The following is a 3,212-nucleotide window of genomic DNA, read 5'->3' as shown; positions in this document are numbered from 1 at the left end:
TCTGCTGCCGCTGATAAGCATAAACCCCGACAACGCGGCAAAGACAGTCCGCTTCGACAAGGCTTGGTTTGTGGCGAAACGCGCTGATGGCAAGACGAACGAGGATTACATACAGGAGCGCTGGCTGGCGTGGCGGGCGCAGTGATCTCCGTTGCTGCCGGGGGGGCATCCGACGTGTTCGCTAGCGCAACAATCCTGACAGAATAATAATTTGAGGGGCCCGGCGGCGCGCTTTTCGAGCCGTGCCGTCAGTTTAAAAATCACCGACGCTGTCGGAACGGCAGTCGAATGGTGCGCGTAATTCACCGCGCCGGGGCGCGATCTCTCCTAAGGCGGACGTGCCTGCGAGTCGAATGGCAACCGACCCATCTCACATCCCGCGCAACTAAGATATGTTTACATGCAGGATTGAACGAATCGCTGGCACGGTACTTGAAAGGAGGTGGTAACAGGCGCCTCCTATCTGAGAGGATCGAGGGATATCAGAGCCATCACTTCAGATAGGAGGTTTTCCGGTTGCCAAGTGAGCTCCGCCGATTGATTATGTCCGCAGCTTGTCGCCTACGACGCAGCGGTCATATCTCGCGCGATATCAAAGTTGAGCCGACATTGGGCCGATCCCCCGACCATCGGGGCTTAGAGACCGCTTTCCAGATCCGTCTGGTGGCGACGGGAATATCATGGCCTGCTCTTAATCAGATTGTCTGTCCGTTGCGCTCTTTTGTGGCGTGCGGAATCCGAGGCAAAGCGGCCAGCGATTCCGACGGAAGGCGGCCAGCGATTCTGATCGAAAGCGGCCACCCGATCCGAACGAAGGCGGCCACCCTGTTGATAGGGTGAGACGGGTGGCGTTGTCGGCAATCTGAACGGGGCAAGGTCCTCCTTTTGCGGTCCACGCAATGGGAGGTCTGATGCCCGCCGAGAGATTGCCGATGCGGAAGATTCGAGAAGTTCTGCGCCTGAAGTATGCCTGTGGGGTGAGCGATCGGGTGATCGCCCGCTCGGTCGGGATCGGTCGCACGGCGATCGCGGAATATGTCCGCCGCGCCGCAGTGATCGGCATCACCTGGCCGATCCCGGAGGAACTCGACGACACGGTGCTGGAACGCAAGCTATTTGCGGCGGCCGGCTACAACCCACCGCGATCGAAGCCGCTTCCGGAATGGGGACACATCCATGCCGAGCTGCGCCGCCGCGGCGTGACGCTGGCGCTGCTGTGGGAGGAATACCGCGGTCATCATCCCGACGGCTACGGCTACAGGCGGTTCTGCGACCTCTACGTCGAATGGCGCCACGGCATCACGGCGACCATGCGGCAGACCCACGCGGCCGGCGAAAAGCTGTTCGTGGACTTCGCCGGCGATACCGTGCCGGTGTTCGACGGGCTCACCGGGGAGGTGCGCGCCGCCAAGATCTTCGTCGCGGTCATGGGAGCGTCGAATTACACCTTTGCCCAAGCCCGGTTCAGCGAGGCGCTGCCCGACTGGATCGGCGCCCATGTGGATGCGCTCACTTCCTGGGCGGGGTGCCGAAGGCGCTCGTCTGCGACAATCTGAAGGCCGAGGTGACGATGGTGAGCCGCTACGAGCCAGGTGTCAACCGGACCTACCAGGATCTTGCCGCCCATTACGGCACCACCATTATGCCGGCGCGGCCCCGCAAGCCGCGCGATAAGGCCAAGGTGGAGGCGGCGGTTCTTATCGTCCAGCGATGGATTTTGGCGCGGCTGCGCAACCGGCGCTTCTTCTCGCTCGGCGAGTTGAACGTTGCGATCCGCATCCTGGTCGACGAACTCAACGCCCGCCTGATGCGCAAGCTCGGTGCCAGCCGCCGCGAGTTCTTCGACACCATCGATCGTCCGGCCCTGATGCCGCTGCCGGCCGAGCCCTATCAGTACGCCGAATGGCGTCGTGCCCGTGTGGCACCGGATTACCATGTTGAAGTTCAGGGACACTTCTACTCGGTGCCATCCCGCATGATCCGCCAGGTTGTCGAGGTGCGGGCCACCGAAGCCAGCATCGAGGTGTTCCATCGCGGCACCCGCATCGCCAGCCACGCACGCTCGGGCGTGAAGCGCCGCCATACCACGATCCCCGAGCACATGCCGAGCGCGCATCGCCGATACGCCTTCTGGACGCCGGCGCGTCTGCTGGCCGCCGCTGGGAAAGTCGGTCCGTCCACGATCGCGCTGTGCGAGGCGATCATGCGGACAAAGCCGCATCCCGAGCAGGGCTTCCGATCCTGTCTCGGCATCCTGCGGCTGGAAAAGACCTATGGGACGCAACGTCTCGAGCCGCATGCCGCCGTGGGATCAGCATCGGCTCAGCGAGCTATCGGTCGATCGCCTCGATCCTCAAGACCGGCCTGGACAAGGCCTTCCTTCCCGACACCACCCCGACGCCGATCCCATCCAGCACGGCAACATCCGTGGCCGCGGCTACTACCACTGACCAGCAACAAGGAGACCTTATGCTCAGCAACCACACCCACGAACGTCTCGCCGCTCTCGGGCTCGCCGGCATGGCCAAGGCCTTCGATGATCAGCAACGCCAACCGGACGTCACCGCGCTGACCTTCGAGCAGCGCCTCGGCCCGATGATCGATCGCGAAGCAACCGAGCGAGAGAACAAAAGGCTCATCGTGCGTCTGAAGTTCGCCTCGCTACGGCAGGCCGCAATCGTCGAAGATGTCGATCTGCGCGCTCCGCGCGCCATCGACCGCGCCTTCTTTGCCAAGCTCGTCGATGGCGATTGGATCAGCCGCAAGCAAAATTTGCTCATCACCGGGCCGACCGGCGTCGGCAAGAGCTGGATCGCCTGCGCGCTCGGCCACAAGGCATGCCGCGATAATCGATCGGTCTTATACCATCGCCTGCCAAGGCTGTTCGAAGCACTTGCGCTCGCCCGCGGCGACAGACGCTATGCGCGGCTCCTCAAGACGCTATCGAGCGTCGATTTGCTCATCCTTGATGGTGTGGACGGCCTCACTTCAACGGCATCATAGTGCCAAGCGTGGCCGCCAGGCAGCCACAAAGAAGGGAGACCGTCCGCGATGAAGTTTATCAGAATAGGCGTTGATCTCGCCAAGAACTATTTTCAGATTCACGCGCTATTTAGCGAGGCTGCGCCGGCCGTAAAGCGCAAGCTGACGCGCCGAACAATGCGCGAGTTTTTCTCGAAGATCGAGCCGTGCCGCGTTGGCATGGAGGCTTG

Annotated in this window: 1 protein-coding gene and 1 pseudogene; both read left to right on the top strand. The window is 62.3% G+C overall.

The annotated features are described in order from the left end of the window. Nucleotides 1-911 precede the first annotated feature (911 nt). Nucleotides 912-2,450 (top strand): annotated as a pseudogene (istA, locus tag IVA78_RS29455) (IS21 family transposase). 19 nt (nt 2,451-2,469) lie between these two features. Then, the gene (locus tag IVA78_RS29450) at nt 2,470-3,003 is read left to right on the top strand and encodes an ATP-binding protein (RefSeq protein WP_346275328.1); all 534 of its coding nucleotides are present in this window, start codon (nt 2,470-2,472) and stop codon (nt 3,001-3,003) included. The last annotated feature ends 209 nt before the right edge of the window (nt 3,004-3,212 follow it).

Source organism: Bradyrhizobium sp. 137, assembly GCF_023074095.1.
Lineage (GTDB): Bacteria > Pseudomonadota > Alphaproteobacteria > Rhizobiales > Xanthobacteraceae > Bradyrhizobium.
The sequence above is the reverse complement of the archived record's forward strand: the minus strand, read 5'-3'. Positions and strand labels throughout refer to the sequence as shown.